The 17,785-nt window shown below is 44.1% G+C and carries 17 protein-coding genes; 10 read left to right on the top strand and 7 right to left on the bottom strand.

The features are described from left to right. Window positions 1–53 precede the first annotated feature (53 nt). On the bottom strand, window positions 54–923 hold the full coding sequence (gene ispE, locus K6Y31_RS01890) for a 4-(cytidine 5'-diphospho)-2-C-methyl-D-erythritol kinase (protein ID WP_233051173.1): 870 nt from the start codon (window positions 921–923) through the stop codon (window positions 54–56). Beyond that, a complete protein-coding gene (gene lolB / locus K6Y31_RS01885) occupies window positions 898–1,497 on the bottom strand; it encodes a lipoprotein insertase outer membrane protein LolB (RefSeq protein WP_233051172.1) in 600 nt (199 codons plus the stop codon). Before lolB ends, ispE begins: the two co-directional genes overlap by 26 nt. 128 nt (window positions 1,498–1,625) lie before the next feature. Here lolB and hemA point away from each other — a divergent pair, with 128 nt between their 5' ends. The 10 genes from hemA to rlmM all read left to right on the top strand — a co-directional run bounded on the left by hemA (window position 1,626) and on the right by rlmM (window position 10,504). Continuing rightward, entirely contained in the window at window positions 1,626–2,888 is a 1,263-nt protein-coding gene (gene hemA, locus K6Y31_RS01880) for a glutamyl-tRNA reductase (RefSeq protein WP_233051171.1), read from the top strand. A gap of 106 nt (window positions 2,889–2,994) precedes the next feature. Continuing rightward, window positions 2,995–4,083 carry a peptide chain release factor 1 gene (gene prfA, locus K6Y31_RS01875; RefSeq protein ID WP_233051170.1) on the top strand — a complete coding sequence of 363 codons (1,089 nt, stop codon included), beginning with the start codon at window positions 2,995–2,997 and terminating at the stop codon, window positions 4,081–4,083. After that, a complete protein-coding gene (gene prmC / locus K6Y31_RS01870; protein ID WP_233051169.1) occupies window positions 4,076–4,936 on the top strand; it encodes a peptide chain release factor N(5)-glutamine methyltransferase in 861 nt (286 codons plus the stop codon). Before prfA ends, prmC begins: the two co-directional genes overlap by 8 nt. Window positions 4,937–4,938: 2 nt before the next feature. Continuing rightward, window positions 4,939–5,322 (top strand): SirB2 family protein, encoded by a 384-nt coding sequence (locus tag K6Y31_RS01865; RefSeq protein WP_233051168.1) that lies wholly within the window; start codon window positions 4,939–4,941, stop codon window positions 5,320–5,322. 10 nt (window positions 5,323–5,332) lie between these two features. Beyond that, complete coding sequence (locus tag K6Y31_RS01860) at window positions 5,333–6,142, top strand: SirB1 family protein (protein WP_233051167.1); 810 nt, start codon at window positions 5,333–5,335, stop codon at window positions 6,140–6,142. A gap of 20 nt (window positions 6,143–6,162) precedes the next feature. Beyond that, a complete protein-coding gene (kdsA, locus tag K6Y31_RS01855) occupies window positions 6,163–7,008 on the top strand; it encodes a 3-deoxy-8-phosphooctulonate synthase (RefSeq protein ID WP_233051166.1) in 846 nt (281 codons plus the stop codon). Window positions 7,009–7,396: 388 nt separating this feature from the next. Further along, window positions 7,397–8,317 (top strand): transcriptional regulator GcvA, encoded by a 921-nt coding sequence (locus tag K6Y31_RS01850; protein ID WP_233051165.1) that lies wholly within the window; start codon window positions 7,397–7,399, stop codon window positions 8,315–8,317. Between the two features lie 30 nt (window positions 8,318–8,347). After that, on the top strand, window positions 8,348–8,977 hold the full coding sequence (locus K6Y31_RS01845) for an alpha/beta family hydrolase (protein WP_233051164.1): 630 nt from the start codon (window positions 8,348–8,350) through the stop codon (window positions 8,975–8,977). Window position 8,978: 1 nt separating this feature from the next. Beyond that, window positions 8,979–9,374, top strand: a complete 396-nt coding sequence (locus K6Y31_RS01840; protein WP_233051163.1) for a DUF423 domain-containing protein — start codon at window positions 8,979–8,981, stop codon at window positions 9,372–9,374. Continuing rightward, window positions 9,371–10,504: a 23S rRNA (cytidine(2498)-2'-O)-methyltransferase RlmM gene (rlmM, locus tag K6Y31_RS01835; RefSeq protein WP_233051162.1), complete on the top strand. Its 1,134-nt coding sequence runs from the start codon at window positions 9,371–9,373 to the stop codon at window positions 10,502–10,504. The genes K6Y31_RS01840 and rlmM overlap by 4 nt, the downstream gene beginning before the upstream one ends. 51 nt (window positions 10,505–10,555) lie before the next feature. On the opposite strand, the gene K6Y31_RS01830 is transcribed toward rlmM, so the two are convergent. The 5 genes from K6Y31_RS01830 to K6Y31_RS01810 form a co-directional block, all read right to left on the bottom strand. After that, window positions 10,556–11,467, bottom strand: a complete 912-nt coding sequence (locus K6Y31_RS01830) for an isocitrate/isopropylmalate family dehydrogenase (protein ID WP_233051161.1) — start codon at window positions 11,465–11,467, stop codon at window positions 10,556–10,558. An 85-nt stretch (window positions 11,468–11,552) separates the two neighbouring features. Then, the gene (gene xni / locus K6Y31_RS01825) at window positions 11,553–12,353 is read right to left on the bottom strand and encodes a flap endonuclease Xni (protein WP_233051160.1); all 801 of its coding nucleotides are present in this window, start codon (window positions 12,351–12,353) and stop codon (window positions 11,553–11,555) included. A 1-nt stretch (window position 12,354) separates the two neighbouring features. Beyond that, window positions 12,355–13,716 carry a nucleotide 5'-monophosphate nucleosidase PpnN gene (gene ppnN / locus K6Y31_RS01820; RefSeq protein ID WP_233051159.1) on the bottom strand — a complete coding sequence of 454 codons (1,362 nt, stop codon included), beginning with the start codon at window positions 13,714–13,716 and terminating at the stop codon, window positions 12,355–12,357. Between the two features lie 78 nt (window positions 13,717–13,794). Next, a complete protein-coding gene (locus K6Y31_RS01815; protein ID WP_233051158.1) occupies window positions 13,795–15,399 on the bottom strand; it encodes a diguanylate cyclase in 1,605 nt (534 codons plus the stop codon). 103 nt (window positions 15,400–15,502) lie between these two features. Further along, window positions 15,503–17,761: a tetratricopeptide repeat protein gene (locus K6Y31_RS01810; RefSeq protein ID WP_233051157.1), complete on the bottom strand. Its 2,259-nt coding sequence runs from the start codon at window positions 17,759–17,761 to the stop codon at window positions 15,503–15,505. Between the last annotated feature and the right edge of the window lie 24 nt (window positions 17,762–17,785).

Raw genomic sequence — 17,785 nt, 5'->3', positions numbered from 1 at the left:
CTTACGCTGGACGTTTTAGCGATGTTTAAATCGCGTAAAACAATATCGACGATTTATTTTTTATTTCGCAATTTCAACTGCTTATATAAAGCAGACTCATTACTTCCCTGCGTTACAAATCCGTTCAGCCACGCAGGGCAAGCGTCTAAAATTGATTGGGCGTGCTGCTGGTTATTGCAAGTCGCAAAAACACATGCGCCCGTTCCCGTCAATCTCGACGGCGCGTATTCTATCAAGGCGTCAATTGCCTTGGCAACCTCGGGATATTGTTTTTTAACTAAAGGCTCACAATCATTATGCCAAGAACCCTGTAATAACTGGTCTATGGCGCGTTTAGGGGTGTGTCGAATTAGCTCTTTATGGGTAAATACATTGACGGTGGCAACGTGCACCGGCGGCACGGCGATAACATACCAAGGCTCGGCAACCTCGACACTGGTCAGTTTCTCGCCGACACCTTCTGCAATCGCGGTACGGCCGTGAATAAAAATCGGCACATCTGCGCCTAATTTAACCCCGATGTCAGCTAATATGTCATTGCTGTAATTTAACTGCCATTGCTGATTCAGTGCCACTAAGGTGGTTGCGGCATCGGAAGACCCGCCGCCCAAGCCACCACCCATGGGTAAGTTTTTTTCAACGTCAATATGCGCGCCAAATGGGGTGCCACTGAATTGTTGTAATGCGCGAGCTGCTTTATAAATGAGATTATCTTCAAGCTTAATCTCACTCTCAGGCGCAATACTGATATGGCCAGTTTGATTGGCTTGAATCGTTAAATAATCTGCCTTTTCAACAAATTGAAACAGTGTTTGCAATTCGTGATAGCCATCAGGGCGTTGGCCATTAATATATAAAAATAAGTTTAACTTAGCGGGCGCGGGCCAGCGTATTGGCTCAAGGTTGTTCAAAGGTCCACTCATATATTTTCAGTTTCAGTAAGTTGTCATTGTTTTTAAGGCTAAGATTGCTCGGTAACGTTAGGCCTTGGCTTTGCGTGTGTCCCGCTAAAGTGAGGTGCCAAGGTTGCTGCTCTACTATGGCATCGATATTAATAACATTGCCTTGATCATCGAACTGCGCAGTGGCGTCAAGGGGGACGCCTTTTACCCATTGTTGCATTTGATTCAACGGCAACACCCATCCAGTTAAATGTTGGATCAATAACTGCGCATCAGCGGCATAGTGCTCTTCACCATTGTTGTCGCGAAGCCAAGCGCCAAATTTATCCTGCTTGACTTCTAACACGGTTTTGAACAGCTTGGTGAAGGTAATGTGAAACTGTTCTCCTTGCTGTTGCCAGTGCATATCAAGGGCCACGGGTTTCTGTTTTGCTTGGCGAATAGCCAACTTCCCTTTTATCTGCCAATGGTCAAGCTCGGCTAATTGGGTTTGTTGAGCAAATTCTGGTAACGGTTCTTTTGATGTCGGCTGAAGCAAGGAGCAACCTGACAAGCCCATGATAATAAAGCATAAGTAAAAGCGTAATTGATTCAATTTTGATCCCTTTTTGAAGTGCGGGACCAGTATAGCTAGGCCAAGTAAGCAAAACCAGTCAGCAATCCCTTTTATTAACGGGGAGTTTTCCGTAAAATTGCGCCCTCGCGAATTATAAAGTGATTTAGATGACACTGTTTGCTTTGGGAATAAACCATAAAACGGCTTCTGTTGCGCTAAGGGAAAAGCTTGCCTTTGCACCAGATGCGATGGCGAGTGCCCATCAACAAGCGTTAACCATTGAACCATTGCATGAACTGGTCATCGTATCGACCTGTAACCGCACTGAGTTATATGGCCATATTGAGTCCGGCCATGAAGAGCAGCTATTAGATTGGTTATGTCAATTTCATCATATTGATAAAGCAGAGCTTAGGCCTTATTTGTATATTTACAAACAAGAGCAAGCGATTGCCCACTTGATCCGTGTTTCCAGCGGTTTAGATTCGTTAGTGCTGGGCGAGCCACAAATTCTCGGGCAAATTAAACAAGCTTATGGTGTGTCTCGTGAAGTTGGCGCGGTTTTTCGCATTCTTGATAAGTTGTTTCAACATACCTTTGCGGTGGCGAAACAAATCCGCTCGCAAACGGATATTGGCGCCAATGCCGTCTCTGTGGCGTATGCGGCCGTTAATTTATCTAAGCAAATTTTTTCTGAGCTGTCGGACACTAAGGTGCTGTTAATTGGTGCAGGCGAAACCATTGAGCTCGCAGCTAAGCACTTGGTAGAGCAAAATGTGGCGAAAATGTTTGTTGCCAACCGCACCATAGAGCGGGCTGAGTTACTGTCCGAACAATTTGGCGCTAAGGCAATCACGTTAGGTGATATTCCACAATATTTACCGCAGGCCGATATTGTTATTAGCTCTACCGCGGCGCCTTTGCCTATTTTAGGAAAAGGGGCGGTGGAAACAGCATTGAAGCAGCGCAAGCATCAACCTATGTTACTGGTCGACATTGCTGTCCCTCGTGACATTGAAAGTGAAGTAGCAGAGCTTAACGATGCTTATCTTTATACTGTGGACGATTTACAAGGTATCATAGAACAAAATATGGAAGCGCGGCAAAAAGCGGCGGTGGATGCCGAGCGAATCGTCACTGCACGCAGCAAAGAGTTTATGGCTTGGCTGGCCTCTTTGCAGTCGGTTAATCATATTCGAGAGTACCGCCAGCGCAGCGAACAAACTCGCGATCTTTGTGTTAGCCAAGCCTTGGCTAAATTACAACAAGGCGGGGATGTAGAAGCGGTGATCCGAGAATTAGGATTCAAGTTAACCAATAAGTTAATTCATCAGCCGACTGTGTCCCTTACGGAAATGGCACGCAAAGGCCAGCAGGACAAACTTGAGACCTTATGCCATAGCCTTGGCTTAAGCACTCACCAAGATTAAACGAATACGTATTCAGAGAACGCTAAGGCTTGCTCTGAATCACTTGGTCTTATTACTGGCCAAGACATAAATAAATACTAATTAAGGGCCAAGGCCCGGAGTAGCAATGAAACCGTCCATTATTTCAAAATTGGAAGGCTTGAAAGAGCGTTATGAAGAAGTTCAGGCGTTAATGAGCGAGCCTGATGTGATTTCAAACCAAGATCAATTTAGAGCATTGAACAAAGAGTACTCACAGCTTGAAACGGTAGTGAAATGTTTTGATGCTTACACGCAAGCGGTTGCAGACTATGCCTCGGCGCAAGAAATGTTGTTAGATGACGACCCTGACATGCGTGAGATGGCAGAAGAGGAAGTGACGAGCGCTAAAGAAGCGTTGGCGGCGATGACTGCCGAGCTGGAAATTCTGTTACTGCCACGCGACCCCAATGATGACAGCGATTGCTATATTGAAATTCGTGCTGGTGCCGGTGGCGATGAAGCGGCGATTTTTGCGGGTGACTTATACCGCATGTACAGTAAATATGCTGAAAAACGCGGCTGGCGAGTGAGCATCGTCAACATGAACGAAAGCGACCAAGGTGGTTATAAAGAAATCATCGCTAAAATGGAAGGTGAATCCGTTTATGGCGTGATGAAGTTCGAATCAGGTGGCCACCGCGTACAGCGTGTCCCTGAAACGGAATCACAAGGTCGTATTCATACCTCAGCTTGTACGGTGGCGGTACTGCCTGAAGTACCTGAGTCTGAAGCCATTGACATTAACCCGGCGGATTTAAAAATTGATACCTTTCGCGCATCAGGCGCAGGTGGTCAGCACGTTAACAAAACGGATTCTGCAATTCGGATTACCCATTTACCAACAGGTATGGTGGTTGAATGTCAAGACCAGCGCTCACAACATAAAAACCGTGCCCGGGCGATGAGTGTGTTGCAATCGCGGTTACAAGCAGCGATTGATGATAAACGTCAAGCGGAAGAGCAAAGTATGCGTCGTAGCCTAGTGGCCAGTGGCGATCGCTCAGAGCGTATCCGTACTTATAACTACCCGCAAGGTCGGGTATCAGATCATCGTATCAACCTGACCATTTATCGCTTAAATGAGGTGATGGAAGGGGATTTGAATGCCTTGATTGAGCCTATTTTACAAGAATACCAAGCTGACCAACTGGCGGCACTGGCAGAGAATGACTGATCCCTTATTGACCATTGCCGCGGCACTTCACTGGGGCCAAACGCAATTAATTGATTCGGACTCTCCCGCACTTGATGTGCGGGTTTTGCTTTGTTTTGCCCTTGAAAAGCCAGACAGTTATTTATACACCTGGCCGGAACGAACGATAACCGTGCAGCAACAAGCCGTATTTGTTGAGCTAGTTGCGCGGCGTGTGCAAGGTGAGCCGGTGGCACATATTGTGCGCCAACGGGAATTTTGGTCCTTGCCTTTGATTGTCAATGCGTCCACATTGATCCCGCGTCCTGATACCGAGGTATTAGTTGAGCAGGCGCTCGCGTTGGCATCCGCACACCCAATGCTTGCGCAAGCGGGCGCGTTGGATTTGGGCACAGGTACTGGCGCCATTGCCTTAGCATTAGCTTCTGAGTGGCCTCATGTTACGGTGACCGGGGTTGATGTTAAATCTGAGGCGGTGGAATTAGCGCTGCGTAATGGCAACAACTTACAACTTAATAATGCGCAATTTAAGCAAGGCAGTTGGTTTGAGCCTGTCGCTGGGCAAAAGTTTGCTCTGATCGTCTCGAATCCGCCGTATATCGATGAGGACGATCATCACCTCACTGCAGGAGATGTTCGATTTGAGCCGCTGTCGGCATTAGTGGCGAAAGAAAAAGGCTTAGCGGATTTAGCTTTTATTGCCACGCAAGCAACAGAATATTTATTAGCCAACGCTTGGCTAATCATGGAGCATGGATTTGCCCAAGGCGAAGCCGTACGAAATTTATTAACTCAAAATGGTTATTGCGACGTGCACACGGTACAAGATTACGGTGGTAACGATCGCATTACATTAGGAAAATGGAATCCCTGATCATGTATATGGCATTTAAACACAGTCACTTTTTATTCATTGGATTAACAGTTTTACTGTTTATTGCACGCTTTGTATTGGTGCTTACCGCAAGCCGTTTTGCGGCTAACAAAGCGGTTATCGGCGCTTATATGGCATCACTTACCGGCCTAGTTATCACCGGTGTCGGCTTGATTGCGGTCACGGGCTTTATGCCTTTCACAGTAGAACATGTTTGGCTGACTGAAAAAGTGTTGGCATTTGTGGCGGTACTGGTGCTGCAATATATGGCCTTAAAAGGTGGCCGCACTAAAAGTATGAAAGTGTTTGCTTTTATAGGCGCTATCAGTTGGATTGGCTACATGGCCCATTTGGCCATAAAGCATCAGCCTATGTTGTTGGGATAAGGTGGTTAAGTTGATCGAAAAAGACATGCCAGAAGTGAGCTTGCTCGATATGGCATTGATGATCGAGCAAGAGCTTGATGAGCTCGATATGGCCAAGGTAGAAGCTGAGTTGGCGCAATTGTCAGCTCAACTTGAGGATTATTTAGCTGGCTCGTCGTCTGAGTTTGGTGGCAACAAAGGACAACCTTGGCAAGGTGTTTTAGATTGTTTTTATCAGCAGTGGCAATTTACTGGTGATTGGCAGCAATTTTTTGATTATCAAAACACCCAAGTGAGCCAAGGCATCTTAAACCGCAAGGGAACCCCGTTAACATTAGGGGTTTTGCTGGTGCACTTTTTACGTCAATCCGGATTGACTGCTCACGGCATTTGTTTTCCCGGTCATTTTTTGGTTCGATTAGATATTGATGAAACTTTTCACTATATCGACCCATTTAATGGTGCGTCGTTATCTTGGCAACAAATGGAGCTTAAGCTGCGCGGTGCTAAAGGCGATCTTGCTCGATTAAAGCAGCAAGACTTAAAGCCTGATGATATTAAAAGTATTATCAAGCGCTTATTGCACACTAAAAAAGGCGCATTGTTGCGGGACCACCAATTTAATCAAGCGCTGCGCTGCTCTGATATTTTGTTACGTTTAGCGCCCGGTGACCCATTTGAAGTGCGCGACCGTGGCTTTATTTTTCATGAGTTAGATTGTTTTAATGTCGCGGTTGATGACTTCAACTATTTTATTGATAAGTGTCCTAATGATCCGTCAATCGGTCTGCTTAAGCTAAAAATAGAGCAAATGGATCACTCCCAAACGGTTATGCATTAAGTCTGAATTAAGGATTAACTATGAGTCAAAAAATTATTTCAATTGGCGATGTACAAGTGGGTAACTCGCTTCCTTTTGTTCTTTTTGGTGGCATGAATGTGCTGGAGTCGCGCGATCTGGCGATGAAAATGGCTGAAACCTATGTTGAAGTGACCCAAAAGCTAAACATTCCTTACGTGTTTAAGGCCTCATTTGATAAAGCTAACCGCTCTTCAATTAATAGTTACCGTGGTCCAGGTTTAGATGCAGGGTTAAAAATATTTGAAGAGATCAAGCAAACCTTCAACATTCCAGTGATCACTGATGTTCATGAACCTTATCAAGCTGCGCCTGCTGCTGAAGTGGTGGATGTGATCCAACTGCCCGCATTTTTGAGTCGCCAAACTGATTTGGTGGCCGCGATGGCAAAAACCAAAGCTGCCATCAATATTAAAAAAGCGCAGTTTTTAGCGCCTCATGAAATGGCTCATATACTGACTAAGTTTGAAGAAGCAGGTAATGAACGCCTGATTTTATGTGAGCGCGGCACTAGCTTTGGCTATAACAACTTAGTGGTTGATATGTTGGGCTTTGGCATCATGAAAGAAACTCAATATCCGGTTATTTTTGATGTTACTCATGCCCTGCAAAAGCCAGGTGGTCGAGCTGACAGTGCTGATGGTCGTCGTGGTCAAACCGTTGATCTAGCCTTGGCAGGTATGTCACAAGGCCTAGGGGGATTATTTTTGGAATCACACCCTGATCCTGACAACGCAAAATGTGACGGTCCTTGTGCACTGCCACTTGATAAGCTTGAGCCATTTCTGACTCAAGTTAAACAAATGGATGAATTAGTGAAGAGCTTTAGCAAAATTGAGACGGCGTAAGTCGGTTGGCTTGAGAACTCTTTAAGAGGCTGCCTAGTGCAGCCTTTTTTATTGCTCACTCGGTAAAAAAGAGCCATAAAAAAAACGCCACCTAAGTAGGCAGCGTTTAACTGTAGCTAAACAGAAGAAGGCTAAATTACCGGCATTGGCCACGACATAATATAACCTTTCATAGAATGACCTATGATTGCAAACACAACATTGCAAACCATTAGCTATAGTAAGGCATTTTGTAAAATATATGTTACAAAATACAAGGCGAGAGCATAGAGAAAAACACTGCTTTTTACATATAGCCTTTGTTGCGTAAAGAAATATAGTCTTTCGCTGGTGATACAACAAACGACAATTTATAATATTTGGCATTAGTTTTTCTAATGGAATGTGGATGCTTAATCGATTACCGCCGCTCAATGCTCTAAAAACCTTTGAGTCGGCTGCTCGCCATCTGAGTTTTACCCGTGCCGCTAATGAGCTATTTGTCACGCAAGCAGCGGTGAGTCACCAAATAAAAGCATTAGAAGCGCACTTAGGGCTAAAGTTATTTCAGCGCCGTAACCGCGCATTACGCTTGACCGAAGAAGGGCAAAGTTACTTTTTAGATTTAAAAGAAATATTCTCAAGTTTAGCTGGCGCTACAGAGAAGTTATTGGCGCGCACGGCTACTGGTTCACTTACTGTTAGTTTGCAGCCGAGCTTTGCCATTCAGTGGCTCGTACCAAGGCTCGTAAAATTCAGTGAGCAGCACCCCGAGATTGATGTCAGGATCAAGGCGGTGGATGAAGATGAAGGTTTGTTGCGTGAAGGGGTCGACCTCGCTATCTATTATGGTCGTGGTCATTGGCCTAATTTACGTTGCCATAAGTTACACGCAGAGTACTTGCTACCACTGTGTTCACCAGCCTTATTAAAAGGCAAAAAAAAGCTAGAAACCCTAGCGGATTTAAGTCAGCACACTTTATTACATGATACGTCGCGCAAAGAATGGAAAACCTGGATGAAACAAGTGGGTCTGCAATCCCCGAATGTGAATCAAGGGCCGATTTTTAGTCACTCTTCAATGGTGTTACAAGCTGCTATTCATGGCCAGGGCATTGCCCTTGGTCATAATGTGTTAGCTAAGCCTGAGCTTGATGCTGGGCGTTTAGTGTGCCCATTTAGTGAAGTTTTAGTGAGTAAGAAATGCCATTATTTAGTGTGTGAGGAAAGCCAAGCCGAGTTAGGAAAAGTGGCAGCCTTTCGTGACTGGATGATCAATCTGGTTGAGCAAGAAGAAAAAGAATTGGATGGCATTATTGAAACGCAATAAATCCCGTCAACTTAATAGAGAGCATCACTGATGAATGAGTACATGATCGACGGCCCAACAGACGCTTCTCATACCTTTATTTTTGCCCATGGTGCAGGCGCCGGTATGGCGCATCCTTTTATGGCAACCATGGCCGAAGGCATTGCTGCGCAAGGGATTAAGGTGGTGCGCTTTAACTTTCCTTATATGCAGCGAATGTTAGCAGAAGAGCGCCGCTTACCCCCCAATAAAGCGCCAGTCTTGTTAGCAGCCTTTAAAGAGGTGTTGAACGATTTCACTGGCGAACGCTTAGTTATTGGCGGTAAGTCCATGGGCGGGCGTATCGCAAGCCATTTATTAGCCGAGCCAGAGGTGTCCGCTGGTGTCTGTTTGGGGTTTCCGTTTCACCCTGTAGGTAAGCCTGAGCGACTTAAAGGTGAACATTTAGCCAGCTTAAATAAACCGTGTTTATTAATCCAAGGCGATCGCGATACCATGGGCAGTGAAGCAGAAGTGAAAGATTATGATTTATCGCCTTCGATCCAGCTGCATTTTCTGGCTGATGGCGATCACAGCTTTAAACCGAGAAAAAGCGCTGGCTACAGTTATGAGCAACATATGCAGCAGGCGATCACGCTAGTCAGTGAATTTATTTTAAGCTGTAACCTTGAAGGAAAGTAATATGCTGGGCACGAGAGTGATGTTTTTATTGGCGGGCTTAAGTGGCGCGTTTGCTGTTGGCTTTGGTGCCTATGCTAGCCATGGGTTAAGTGGCAAACTTGATGCGCAGCTATTTAGTTATGTACAAATGGCGTTGCAGTATCACTTTTATCATACTCTGGCCATTTTAGCGTGTGCGGTTATCTCACTTTTTATCCAACAGGATGGCCGTTATCGGTTATCATATTACGCTTGCTGCTGTTTTGTGGTGGGGTTAGTTCTATTTTGTGGCTCTTTTTATTATTGGGCGCTCAGTGGGTATAAATTGCCTGCATTCGTCACCCCCTTTGGCGGTGGAAGTTTTATATTAGGCTGGCTATGTTTAGCCATGATAGCGTTAAGAGGAAATAAACAATGAAGGGCTTATTGCTGTACTGTCGCCCCGGTTTTGAAAGTGACTGCGCCGCGGAGATCCAAGATCAAGCGGCGTTGTTAGATTGCTTTGGTTTTGTGAAAACACAGAGTCAATCTGGTTATGTTTATTTTGAATGCTACGATCCTAGTCATGCTGAAATATTAATAAAACAACTTAATTTTTTCCGCTTGGTGTTTGCTCGTCAAATGATTGCTGTTTCCGAGCTAGTGTCAGGTATGGATGTTAATGATCGGATCACACCGATCTTGGCTGCCGCGCAATCTTTACCTTTAGGTGGCGATGTTTGGGTGGAAACCCCAGAGGGAGATGAAACCAAGCCGCTGCTGACTTTTTGTCGTAAGTTTACAGTGCCGCTACGTGCTGCGTTGCGTAAAGCCAATAAAATTACTGCGAAAGAGCAGGGGCGTAAACCGCGTTATCATTTGTGCTTTTTGGATAATAAAACCGCGTACTTAGGTTACTCTATCACCTATAACAGCTCACCCTTTTACATGGGCATCGCGCGGCTTAAATTTCCAAATGCCGCGCCCAGTCGTTCAACTTTGAAACTAGATGAAGCAATCCAGCTCTTTATTCCTAAAGAAGAGCAAGAGACTCGCTTAGCGCCAGGCATGAAAGCGGTCGATTTAGGGGCCTGTCCGGGTGGCTGGACTTACCAGTTGGTGCGCCGTGGTATGTTTGTCGCCGCCGTTGATAATGGCCAAATCGCGCAGTCGTTGATGGATACCGGTCAGGTAAAGTATTACGCCGACGATGGTTTTAAATTCCAACCTTTTATTCGTAACCTTACTTGGTTAACGGGTAAAAATGAGCAGGGCAAAAAAGTGAAATACCCTGAGCATACTCATGTGCACTGGTTAGTATGCGATATGATTGAAAAACCGCATCGGGTGGCAAAACTAATGGCTGACTGGCTTGAACAAGCTTATTGTCGAGAAGCTATTTTTAATCTTAAATTGCCGATGAAGCGCCGTTATTATGCCGTGAAAGAGTGTTTGGATATGATGACGCAACGCCTAGGTGAAGATGCCTTTGATTATCAAGTGAAGCACTTGTATCACGACCGCGAAGAAGTCACAGTGCATATACGTTGGAAAGCATTTAACAAATAATCAGGCTCTGTCAGGCTGGTGATTTGCCAGCCTGACAGTTATCTTTTACGGTTACAACCTCTCCAATACGGCTTGGGTAAAGTCGTTTCCGCTATGATGGCCACCAAAAGCACAGGTTAACCTATCGTCAAATGAAATGGTTTGGCTCAGTGCGTTTAGCATTGCTTCCGCTTCGTTATCTTTGCCTAAATATTCCAACAAGTTGACCGATGCAAGCATTAACGATGCCGGATCATCTTCCAGCTGCATTGGGTTGGCCAATTCCACCGCATAAAATAAAGCACCATTACTCCCCAGATACGACTTAGCACAAAGTCGCTTCGCCACGGACTTACCATATAACTGATTTTTAATTATTTTACCGAATAAACGATGAGTAATTAAAAAGTTATAGCGCTCGCTGTCACTGGCCAAATTAAGGCTGACTTCATCTATGCTGCTAAATTGTACCTGTAGATCAGGATACTCGATGGCAGCAACGTGTTCGATAGCATCCAGCAGTTCAGAGCTATCAGCGGCTTCATCAACCACGGTTACAATGCGTTTTTGTTTTAAGCTCGCGGCTTGCAGCGCTTGCTGGGCAAATGCTTGGTAATGAGACGTTAAGTTAAAGCCTGCCGTCTTGGGTAGATCATAAATTAAGTTTTGCTCTTGAAAAGGCTGAAAGGGGCTGGCAGGAAAGTGCAGTAAATAATAACACTCGGCTGATAATCCGAGTGGAATTTGCAACTGCTCTTTAAATTGTTGCTCTTCTACACAGCCTTCTTTGATTGGGCCAAGTAAGGCAATTTGGTTATCTTGGATGAGTTCACAAGCTTGTTCTAATTGCTCGGCTGTGTGAGGGTGTGCTGCCATCTGCAATATGACGCCTGAGCTGATTTTATCTAAAGCTTGGACCATTGCCTGTGTCAGTACTTCTTCCCCATGCAAGCTTGGGATAAGCGCAATTCGTTCAAATGTCATAGTTAACCTTACTTCAATGTGAGAGCTAACAGGATGAGGAAAGTGTGCTGTATTTTTATATTTTGTTTAAGATAGCAGATCTAGATCAATATGGCAGTTTCTTATTGATGCTTTTGTTATATCGAATATCTTTCAGGTTAAATCCTAAAGGAATATCAGCTTTTAGCATGACTAAGGTTTTACTCAATCGGGCTTCTTCACTGTGTTGTTTTACTTTGTTCAGTGCTTTATCGGTTTCATCTTGGCTTGCGAGCATTATTTCAAGAGAAGCATATTGGGCCAATAATTTACTGGCGGTTTTGGGGCCAATACCGGGGACTCCTTTTATATTGCTACTGCCTACGCCTGTTAAGCACCAATAATCAATCAGCTGTTCTCGTTTTATCGCCACTTTTTGACAAAATTGTGCAGCGGTTAACCACTGGTGGCTGAAATAGTCATACTGCTTTATCAGTGGTTGCTGGAGCTGAAAAAAGCCTTTGTCTGTAGAAATAATGCAACTTTGCTTATTATTTTTTGCCACCGTGAGTGCCAAAGTCGCAATTAAGTCATCGGCTTCATCTTGCTCGCTCACTAAGGATTCAATGCCATGGGCTAAGAGCGCATCTTGAATATTGGGTAAAAAATCCACAAGTGGTGTAGGCGCTGGGGTCCTGCCTTGTTTATATTCGGGCCATAGTTCGCTGCGCCAACTGGGTTGTTGACCATCAAATACCGCTATCACATGAGTAGAGGGGATTTGCCTTAGCAGTTTATTGCAGCTATTCACCGTACCATTTAAGGTGGCGATTAGCTGCGATTGCTCCGAGGGGTGCTGTGATTCAGAAACTGCGTGGATCCGACGGATTAGATTCATCGCATCCACGATCAGTAAAGTATTACCCATATTATTTACTAACTATCTCATAACAAGGTGTGTATTTTGTCCCTGGCAACTTCATCCGATTTTGCTTAACAAAGTCTTGCAGCAGTCTATCCATCATTTTCATCAATTTTGGATCGCCATCAATTTGAAACGGCCCATTTTTTTCAATGGCTTTTATACCTTCATCTTTTACATTGCCTGCGACTATACCCGAAAATGCGCGGCGTAACTGCGCCGCTAACACTTGCGGCTCTTGGTTCAAATTCAGGTTAAGACTGGCCATGTTTTCGTGATTAGGGATAAATGGCATCTGAAAATCATGTTCAATTTTTAGCGACCAGTTAAAAGAGTAAGCGTCGCCAATGGCGCGGCGATAATCTTTCACTTTAGGCATGGCTTGTTTAATCACTTGTGCGGCGCTGGCGGCATCATCAATGATGATTTGGTAATGCCGTTGGGCTTCAAAACCCAGAGTATTGCCGATAAAGTCGTCAATGGTTCTGAAATACTCTTCACTTTCTTTTGGACCGGTCAGAATAATTGGCAATGGCTGGCGTCTGTTTTCTGGATGCATCATGATGCCCAAAATATAGAGCAGCTCTTCAGCCGTGCCCACGCCGCCGGGAAAAATAATAATACCATGAGACATGCGCACAAACGCTTCTAAACGTTTTTCGATATCGGGCAAAATGACTAGCTCGTTAACAATAGGGTTAGGCGGCTCTGCAGCAATGATACTGGGTTCCGTTAAACCAATATAACGACCAGTTTTTACCCGCTGCTTAGCATGGCCCACCGTGGCGCCTTTCATTGGCCCTTCCATGGCGCCAGGACCACAGCCGGTACAAATATTTAAGCCACGTAAGCCCAATTGGCTGCCAATTTCACGAGTATAAGCATATTCAGTATCACTTATAGAATGGCCGCCCCAACAAACAACGATATTGGGATCGATGCCCGGCTGCAGTACTCGCGAATTACGTAAAATTGAAAAAACTTTGTTGGTGGTAAAGGCGGTTAGCTCTTCTTCCTCGGTGGGGATGGTTTGCGGTAATTGGCTATTAACGTAAATAAGGTCACGTAGAACGGAAAATAAATGCTCTTGAATACCATAAATAAGATCGCCATCGACAAAGGCGTGTTCGGGTGCATTGAATAGCTCAAGTTTTACTCCGCGCTCACGACGGATCACGCTAATTTCAAAGTTGGCGTATTTTTCGAGAATTTCTTTACTGCTGTCAGTTTTACTGCCTGAGTTTAAGACGGCTAAAGAGCAGTTGCGATACATTTGATAAAGTTCGCTGGTAGCGGTTTGTTTTAATCTGTCTACTTCTAACTGTGACAGTAGATCCATACTACCAACGGGGCTGATGTGCGTGATCATAAAGACCCCCTAATGAACAAAGAGGCAAAATTGCCTCTTTAACTTTCTGATTAGTATAGCTTTATACTTAAAGAATTGCTAAATGCTTAACACCACTCGATCGCGCCCTTGGTGTTTAGCATCATAAAGTGATTGGTCGGCTCGTTCGAACGCATCTAAAGGTTGGTCACCTTCCTTAAATGCGGTCGCGCCAATGGACACTGAAATGGAAACGCGATTATCCTTGAACTTAAAGGGAATGCCTTTAATGGTCTCTCGTAACTTTTCTAGCGGGCCTTGTAGATCTTTGGTCTCTACATTCGGCATTAAAATGACAAACTCTTCACCGCCAAAGCGCGCTATAAAGTCCGTATCTCTTAGGGATTTTTGTAAGGCGCGAGCGATGACTTTTAATGCTTTGTCACCAGCCATGTGGCCGTAGTTATCATTAATTGACTTAAAGTGGTCGATATCAACAATGGCCAGACACAGGGGATGGTCATAACGTTGCCAGCGTTTAAATTCAAGTTCAAGGCGCTCGTCTAAGGCGGCGCGGTTATACACTTGGGTTAAGCTGTCCAAAAACAGTTTATGCTTTTGTGCACTGAGCCTCTTTTTATATTCAGAGGTTTCGTCTTTCATCAAACTTAGCTTATTTTCCATTTCAGCTAAGCGTTTTTCTAATTCTTTTTCGCGTTGCTCAAAGCTATCTTTTTCAGACAGTAATCGCGTAATTTCTTTCAGCTGAGACTGAATGGATAACTTTAACTGCAGCAAATCATTAGTATTGTCTACTTGCAGTCCCATGGTACGTAAACGGGCGCGTAAGTCCTCATTTATTTCAATCTGTTCATTGCGTAGGGTACGTGACTCACTGACCGAACTGCAAAATGTTTGATGAAACGAAGTTAAGCTTTCATTTAACGAGTAAAGAAAGGCTTGTGAGGCTTTGCGCTCTTCACGAGTACCATCAATGATCAGATTGATTACTTCTAAACAAACACTGGCTAACTCATGAGGATTAATCCCCGTTAGAATGCGGTTGCGTATTTGCGCCAGTGCTTCGCCAAATTCACCGGCAAAATCTAATTCCGTTATTAGCCTTTGTAACTCATCGCAGATGCGCTTGTGTGATGAAGAGTCAATATTGGCAGTAACAGCTTGAGGCTCTTGCTGATGTGTTCTTAAATAATCCGGCGCAGGGCGCTCTTGAAAATTGAGTAATTGCTGGTAAAAATCAACCAATAGCGACAGTTTATCTTGGTGATCTCTTAAAATCTCAGAGGATGGTCGGCTCAGGAACTCACGAATATTGCCACGGACTGCGCCGGGTAAGCTTTTAAATTGCTGTAGTTTTTCTGCCGCTAAATGGGTTTGCTTATCGAGTTCAGTTAAAGCTGGCTTGATAGAAATGGGATTTTTTAATAAATACTGTTCAACGTCATGGGCTTCAGTTAAGGCACTGCCGACTTGACTTACACTTTGCAGTTTAGTCACTAAACGCTCTAGCTTTTCATCAAGCGTAGTGTCGTGATTTTGTGCGCTGAGAGCCAGTCGTTCAATTAATTGAATGATTAATTTATTTTCCATGTCGGCCCTAGATTGGTTGGCATTTTTGCGTGCTGGCAGTGAATGCGATTTCTCATCGAGAGGCTCGACGCCACTGCTACGTATAATGACGCATTTTTGGGTTGGTGCTTTCAATGACAATTCCTGTCAATACTACAGTCCATTTTCTGATTTCATTTTGCATCAGTTAGTAGGTTCACACAAGTCAAGCTGTGCATTTATGCTAGTGAAAGCAAGTTTAAAAAGCCGGTTTTAGCTTCATGTTATTGCTAGCTTGAATGATTGGCCACACCAATTGGCTCTTATCGCCGCTACAGTTGATTTTGACAAGACCTTTTGCAATTGCTTGTTGACCTAATTGCCAAATATCACCGTTAAAAAACGCGGCTTGTGGGCAGTCTATGGCGAACAACTCTAGCCAAGCGCTTTCTTCAGGTGTTTGTATTTGTTTGGCGCCAAGCAAAGCCAAACAAGCTAAATCACTGACGCGTTTATGATCGATGGCCGCTTCCGCTTTGGGTAAAAAAGGATGATTCACGATGCCTATTGCTACACTGGGGGCAAGGTCATATTTATGTGTAAAGCGAGCCAAAATATCAGTGAGAAATTGAGCTAAAGATTCAGCATCACTGTCTTCGGTTTTATGGGTAATAAACAGCAGTTGATTATCACGCATTTGATAAAAAGCAGCTTGGTCTGGTTGGTGTGTTTGTAAATAAACACCAAACTCTTTTTCGATGCGCTGCGCTTTTAACGCGCCGTATTTCTCATAAAGGTCGGTTAAGAAGTTAATGGATATTAACGCATAATATTGGGGGAGCGTTGTTTCTCTCGGCTTATTAAATTGTTCACTCTTAAGCTGGCTTGACCACCAAGGTAACAGGGTATGTGGGTGATGGTTGAGCTGCGTGATCAAGGTTTGGCTGGCGGCTTTAAGCTGTTTTAATTTTAACCAGTTGTGAATGTAGCGATAAAGTAATACCAATAAAACGGTAGCGATCACGACGCACACCATCAGAAAGCCTTCAAGCTTACTGGTTAACTTCTGATTATCTTGTTCCAATACGGTAATTTGCTGTGTGCGTTCGATCAGCTGATATTGTTCGTTGAACTTATTTTGTTCTAAGGTGAACTCTAATTGCTTAATTTTGGTTTGTAGGGCATGAAACTGTTTGAAATTTTCGATGGCTTTTTTGTAATGTCCGGTCAGCTCGTAAGCCGCAGCAAGCAGTTCATAAGCGCGTTCACGTTGTTCTAAAAAAGACAGTGACTCGCTTAGTGCTAACACTTTTTCTAGTTGGATCCGGGCTATCCCTGCTTCACCTTGCTCAATGTTCAGCCGTCCCAATAGCAATAAGGTATCGGCTAACATTTTGGTGTTGTCCATCTTACTGTATTGAAAGCGAGCTAAGTTAAGATAGTTTCGAGCTTCATCCACGCTGTGCATTTTTAAGAAGGTTTTACCCATTTCAAAATTACACAAGGCGCTGCCAGTTAAGTCTTGTAACCCTTGTAACAAATCGCCAGCATTCCAAAAATACACCATAGACAGTGAATACTCTTGGTTTTGACGATGCAATATAGCCATATAAATTTGCGCGTAAGCTAACTCACGATCGTCACCTAAGTCTTGGTATGCGTTTGCCGACAAGTTGGCGTAATGCAGCGCTTTATCTAATTTATTGCCCTGTCGTCGGTAGATGTCGGCGATTTCATAGGTTGCTTTGGCAATCAGCAGAAAATTCTCAGCATTTTCAGCCATGCTTTTTGCATCAACAAAGTGGCTTAAGGCCAATTGCGGCTGAGAAATTCGAATATAGTAGCGACCCCAATAATAATTTAACCACGCAATGAGCTGAGGTTTATCGAGTTTGTTGGCAATGGTCTTTGCACTTTCTAATTCTTGATTGGCTTGTTGAAATTTGTCTTTTTGGGTGTAAAAGTCAGCTAATGCTAGATGAATAGAAAGTTGCAATTCATGTGTTAGAGGGTGGCTTGAGCTATCTGCTTGTAATGATGCTTGTTGTACTTCAAGTAAGGCATCGACATGACGTTGGGTATGATTGAACAACAAGCTGCCATAACTCAATTTTGCTTGAGCGAGCTCAAAAGGCAGCGAACTAGTTTGCGCAAGCTCAATAGCAATTTCAATATTGACCAAGGCTTGATCAATATTTTTCAGCTTTTTATAACATTTAGACTTGATTTGAAAGGCGTTAACGATGCTGCTGTTGTTGTTACTGGCAAGTGAAAAGCTATCGTTAAAGACAAACCCTTGCTTAGTTTGTTGTAATTGAGATTTGTTTTTCCCAAGATAAGCGTCAACCATCTCAATGCATTTTAATGGCGCTTTTATGCTTAACTCATTGGCAGCCGAAAGCTCATCATTCAGCTCCATTGCTGTGATGTCATCATAGCCGTAGGCTGGCGTGACCCAGCTGACTAGAATCAATAGAAAACTAAAGGCAACGCGGCTTAGTGTTCGAAATGATCGCAAGATTACGTGTGCTCTCCGGTAAAA

This window comes from Motilimonas cestriensis (assembly GCF_021295315.1).
Classification (GTDB): Bacteria; Pseudomonadota; Gammaproteobacteria; order Enterobacterales; family CBDFNC01; genus Motilimonas; species Motilimonas cestriensis.
Note: the sequence above shows the minus strand (reverse complement) of the source record. Positions and strands in the feature narration are given on the sequence as shown.

Bases quoted from the DNA above. Each gene is read 5' to 3' on its own strand.
- ispE (WP_233051173.1), bottom strand. From the start codon at position 923: ATGAGTGGACCTTTGAACAACCTTGAGCCAATACGCTGGCCCGCGCCC.
- hemA (WP_233051171.1), top strand. From the start codon at position 1,626: ATGACACTGTTTGCTTTGGGAATAAACCATAAAACGGCTTCTGTTGCG.
- prfA (WP_233051170.1), top strand. From the start codon at position 2,995: ATGAAACCGTCCATTATTTCAAAATTGGAAGGCTTGAAAGAGCGTTAT.
- prmC (WP_233051169.1), top strand. From the start codon at position 4,076: ATGACTGATCCCTTATTGACCATTGCCGCGGCACTTCACTGGGGCCAA.
- K6Y31_RS01865 (WP_233051168.1), top strand. From the start codon at position 4,939: ATGTATATGGCATTTAAACACAGTCACTTTTTATTCATTGGATTAACA.
- kdsA (WP_233051166.1), top strand. From the start codon at position 6,163: ATGAGTCAAAAAATTATTTCAATTGGCGATGTACAAGTGGGTAACTCG.
- K6Y31_RS01850 (WP_233051165.1), top strand. From the start codon at position 7,397: ATGCTTAATCGATTACCGCCGCTCAATGCTCTAAAAACCTTTGAGTCG.
- K6Y31_RS01845 (WP_233051164.1), top strand. From the start codon at position 8,348: ATGAATGAGTACATGATCGACGGCCCAACAGACGCTTCTCATACCTTT.
- K6Y31_RS01840 (WP_233051163.1), top strand. From the start codon at position 8,979: ATGCTGGGCACGAGAGTGATGTTTTTATTGGCGGGCTTAAGTGGCGCG.
- rlmM (WP_233051162.1), top strand. From the start codon at position 9,371: ATGAAGGGCTTATTGCTGTACTGTCGCCCCGGTTTTGAAAGTGACTGC.
- K6Y31_RS01830 (WP_233051161.1), bottom strand. From the start codon at position 11,467: ATGACATTTGAACGAATTGCGCTTATCCCAAGCTTGCATGGGGAAGAA.
- xni (WP_233051160.1), bottom strand. From the start codon at position 12,353: ATGGGTAATACTTTACTGATCGTGGATGCGATGAATCTAATCCGTCGG.
- ppnN (WP_233051159.1), bottom strand. From the start codon at position 13,716: ATGATCACGCACATCAGCCCCGTTGGTAGTATGGATCTACTGTCACAG.